The 4,783-nt window shown below is 71.0% G+C and carries 3 protein-coding genes; all 3 read right to left on the bottom strand.

Annotation, left to right across the window (positions count from 1 at the left end; translation table 11 throughout):
* Nucleotides 1-65: 65 nt before the first annotated feature.
* A complete protein-coding gene (locus ACWGST_RS16885; protein WP_452047825.1) occupies nucleotides 66-1,361 on the bottom strand; it encodes an extracellular solute-binding protein in 1,296 nt (431 codons plus the stop codon).
* Nucleotides 1,362-1,439: 78 nt separating this feature from the next.
* Nucleotides 1,440-2,630: an ROK family transcriptional regulator gene (locus tag ACWGST_RS16880; protein WP_452047826.1), complete on the bottom strand. Its 1,191-nt coding sequence runs from the start codon at nucleotides 2,628-2,630 to the stop codon at nucleotides 1,440-1,442.
* Nucleotides 2,631-2,831: 201 nt separating this feature from the next.
* The gene (locus ACWGST_RS16875) at nucleotides 2,832-4,718 is read right to left on the bottom strand and encodes a heavy metal translocating P-type ATPase (RefSeq protein WP_452047824.1); all 1,887 of its coding nucleotides are present in this window, start codon (nucleotides 4,716-4,718) and stop codon (nucleotides 2,832-2,834) included.
* Nucleotides 4,719-4,783 lie beyond the last annotated feature (65 nt).

Genomic DNA, 4,783 nt, shown 5'->3' with positions numbered 1-4,783 from the left:
GGCGAAGTCTCGCCCGCGGCCCCGCATGGTGCAGGTGGCGGATGCCGCGGCATCCACACTCCTCGCTAGTTGAGCAGCTCGTTCAGCTTCTCGTCGTACTCGGCTGCGAGCGCGGGGACGTCGCCGCCCGCCGAGACCTTGCCGAAGAACTCCTCGAGGATGCCGGCGCCCTCGACCGCGGCCCAACCGGGTGCGGCGGGGGTCAGCTTCGAGCCGGCGGCCGACTCGATGAGGGCCTTGGCGAACTGGTCGTCGCCGAGGCTCGACGCGTAGTCGAGGTTGGCCGGGCCGAGGCCGTTCTCGCCGAGCATCGTCTGGTACTCCTCGGAGAAGATGATCTTCATGAGCTCCTTGGCGCCGGCCTGGTTCTTGCTGGCCGCCGACACGGCGATGTTCGATCCGCCGGCGAAGACGGGGGCCACGCCGCCGTCGACGCCGGGCAGCACGAAGGTGCCGAACACGTCGTCGTTCCAGGTCGCGACCGTCTTGGTGGCGTCCTCGGGGTCCGGAGCGAGGTCGCCGATCGACCAGTGCGCCCATCCGGGAGCGATGATCGTCGCGGCCTCGGGCACGCCCGTGGCGTCGTTGTTGTTGATGTTGACCCACGGCGTGCTGTCGAACTCGGTGACGGGAGCGTTCGAGGCACCCGTGAAGAGGTCCTGGAACTGCTCGAGGCCTGCGACCGACTCGTCGGACGACAGTGCGCCGACCCACTTGTCGCCGTCCTTCACCGCGAGCTCGCCGCCGTTGGCGAAGATCCACGAGATGCCGTTGCGCCAGTCGGAGCCGCCGATGTAGAAGCCCGACTGGGTGTCGGTGCGCAGCGATGTGACGGTGTCGCCGAACTCCTCGAGCGTGGTCGGCACGGTCTTGCCGGCCGCGTCCCAGATGTCCTTGCGGTAGAAGTTGTAGCGCGAGCCGAAGTAGTACGGCAGGGCGTACTGCGCGCCGTCGACCTCGCCGACCTCGACGAACGAGGTCAGCAGCTTGTCGCCGCCGAGCTCGTCGTACATGTCGGACAGGTCGGTGAAGGCACCCGCGTTGGTGAAGGTCGGCGACCAGGTGTTGCCGATCTCGGTGACGTCGGGGGTGTTCGCGGCGTCGGGAAGCGCGGTCGTGAGCTTCGCGACTGCGTCGCCCCAGCCCTGCTCCTCGATCGTCAGCGTGCCGCCCGTGACGTCGGCGTACTCGGACTTCAGGTAGTCGCGGAGCGCATCGGGCGTGTCGCCGCCCATCAGCCAGAGCGTGATGTCCTGGCCTTCTGCAGAGCCGTCGTCGGCGGGTTCGCCGGTCGCGCTGCAGCCTGCGAGAACGAGAGCGGCGGCGGTTGCGATGGCCGCGACTGCGTACTTCCTCTTCATTGCGGTTTCCTTCTCTTGGGTGGGGTTGTGGTGCGCCGGGATCGGTTCGGGTGAACGCATCCCGGTGGGGCGGGTCAGCTAGGTGACCCCGAGTTGTCCGGAAAGGACCATGACGGCCGCGCCGCGGAGCACGATGTCCTCCGCCTGCTCGGACATCCGGAGCCTCAGATCACGGTTGAACTCCGCCATCGTCCGCTTCCGGAGCGTGTCGACGGCGGCTTCGTGGAACACGCCGTCAAGCAATCGGGCGGGGCCGCTGAGCACGACCTCCGACAGGTTGAGCGCGCCGACGACCGGCGCGAGCACGATCGCGAGCCGGCGACCGGCTTCGCGAAGGACGTCGTCGCGAGCGGATGCCGCCTCGGCACCGTCGGGCTCGCCCCCGAGCTCTGCGAGCCGGGCGGTCAGCCGCGGCACGCTGAGCCAGGTTTCGAGGCATCCGTCTCGGCCGCACGCGCAGCGCGGGCCGCCGTCGGTGCCGACCACGACGTGGCCGATCTCGCCTGCCGCGAAGCCGCCGCCGATGACCGGTCGGCCGCCGATGATGAGCCCCGCACCGACACCGTGGCCGATCTTGACGAGCAGCAGGTCGTCGTGGTGCGACGAGCCGTGCTCGGCGAGCACGGCCACGTTCGCGTCGTTGGCGACGTGAACGGGAAGGGCGAATCGGGCGGCGATGCGCTCTTGCAGGGCGACATCGTGCCAGCCGAGGTTCGGTGCCGAACGCACGACCCCGAGCGGGTCGACGACACCGGGCGAGCCGATGCCGATGCCGAGCACCGGAGTCGTGGTGCGGGTCAGCAGCCGCTCGACGAGCTGTTCGACGAGCTGCACGGCCTCCTCGCCGGTGGCACCGTCGCGGGCGATCTCGTCGCGGGCGATGATCTGGCCCTCGAGGCCGGCCACCGCGCCGCGGAAGACCTCGTGCTCCGAGAGGTCGACGACGATGATGTGGAAGGCCGCCCGGTCGACGTCGATGAGCGTGGCCGGCTTGCCGGGGCGGGCGTCTTCGCGCTGCCCGAGCTCGATGACGAGCCCCTCCGCCATGAGATCGGCGACGAGGTCGGAAACCGTGACCCTCGTGAGGCCGGTGCCGCGTGCGACATCCGCTCGGCTCTGGGCACCGGTGCTGTAGAGCGTCTGCAGCACGAGCGCGCGGTTGTGGTGACGTGCGTGCTCCGGCAGCACCTTGCCCGTGGGGCGCAGGGCGCGCGAGCGGCCGAAGATGGCGGCGCCGGGGGCGGACGCGGCGAACGACTCGGGCACCACCGGGGAGGTGGGGGGTGCCGGCTCCGTGATGGAGCCTCGCTGTGCATCCGTTGCAGTCACGTTTGTTAGTAAACCTTACGAACAAACCCGACGCAAGTGCCGTCACGCCTTTTCCTCGCGGTGTTACCGAGTTGTGACCACCCCGCGGGCCGTGCTGTCGGCGGGCCCGGCGCCGGGTCGGCACCCGGCCGTGCCGGGCCGTCACCCGGCGGCGGCGGCCTCGCGGCGGCGCACCGGGGCCGCATCCTTCGCCGTCTTCGCATCGAGTCGCCCGCCGATCGCCCGCAGCGCCGCGAGGATCGCGAGCAGGTCGACGACCTCTTGCAGCAGCGCCCCGATCGTGGCGGGGATGACGCCGAACGCGGCGATCACCATGAGCACGACGCTCACGACGATGCCGAGCCAGATGCTCTGCAGTGCGATGCGCACGGTGTCGTGACCGATCTCGACGGCTTTCGCCGTGCGCGAGATGTCGTCGACGAGAATGACGGCCGACGCCGACTCGCTCGCCGCCGTGGCGCCCTTCGCGCCCATCGCGATGCCGACGTCGGCGGCCGCGAGCACGGGCGCGTCGTTCACTCCGTCGCCGACCATGATCACGGGGCGCTCGGCGATCGCGGCGACCTCGGCGACCTTGTCGGCGGGCAGGCAGTCGGCGCGCACCCTGGTGATGCCGAGCTCGGCGGCGATGTGGTCGGCCGTCGCCTGCGCATCACCCGTGAGCATCATGGTGTTGTGCACGCCGAGCTCGGCGAGCCGCTCGAGCGTGGCCCGCGCGTTGTCGCGCAACCGGTCGCTCGCCAGCAGCGCCCCCGCGTAGCGTCCGTCGACGGCGACGTAGACCGCCAGCTCGCCCGGCGCGATCTCGGTCGGCTCGGCCTCGGGCGCGTGGTCGCGCACGAATGCGAACTTGCCGACGACGACCTCTCGGCCGCCGACCTTCGCCGTCACGCCGTTCGTCGCCGCCTCGCGCGCCCACTCGGCCTCGGTCAACGGCAGTCCGCGATCCTTCGCCGCCTGGATCATCGAGGTCGCGAGCACGTGCGACGAGTACTGCTCGGCCGACGCCACGACTCCGAGCAGCTCGTCGGCGCCGAACCCGGGCTGCGGCCGCACCGCGACGAGCGTCGGCGAGCCGTGGGTCAGCGTGCCGGTCTTGTCGAACACGGCGGTCTTCGCGGCGGCGAGCTGCTCGAGCACTCCCCCGCCCTTCACGATCACGCCGTTGCGGGCCGCGCGGCTCATGCCGCCGATGAAGGCGACGGGCGCCGCGATGAGCAGCGGGCACGGCGTCGCGAGCACGAGCACCTCGGCGAAGCGCACCGGGTCGCCCGAGAGCCACCAGGCCAGCGCGGCGAGCGCGAGCGAGAAGACGGTGAACGGCACCGCATACCGGTCGGCCAGGCGCACCACGGGCGCCTTCGAATCGGCGGCGGCCGTCACGAGGGCCACGATCTGCTGATACTGACTGTCGGCAGCGGATGCCGCGGCGACGACCTCGACCGCCGACTGGCCGTTGATGGAACCGCTCAGCACGAGGTCGCCCGGCCCCTTCTCGACCGGCACGGACTCGCCCGTGATCGAGGACTCGTCGAAGCCCGCCTCCTGCGAGCGCAGCGTCGCGTCGACCGGCACGATCTCGCTCGGCCGCACGAGCAGCACGTCGCCGACCTGCACGTCGCCCGCCGGAACGTCGACGATCGCGTCGCCCTCGATGCGATGCGCGTGCTGCGGGGATCGGGTCAGCAGCGCGTCGAGTTCGCGCTTGGCCCGCCGGTTCGCGTAGTCCTCGAGCGCGGCCCCGCCCGTGAGCATGAGCACGACGAGCAGGGCGGCCACGTACTCGCCGACGAGCACCGTCGCGACGATCGCGGTCACCGCGAGGATGTCGAGGCCCCAGTGCCCGCGCATGATGTCGCGGACCATGCCGACCGCCTCCCACGCGGCCACCGCGAGCGCGTAGATGCTGAAGATCCACGGCACGGCGGCGCCCGCGCCGGTGAGCGCGAGCACGATGCCGACCAGGCCGATGCCGAGCGTGAGGGCGACCACCCAGTACCTGCGGGCGAGCTTCAGGATGCGAGCCATGCCCCCATCCTCTCAGGAGCGCTGGAATGGGGGTCCTGAGAAACGCAGACGGGGGCCGGATGCCG

Source organism: Agromyces sp. NPDC055520 (assembly GCF_053619715.1).
This window is presented reverse-complemented; position numbering and strand designations above follow the sequence as displayed.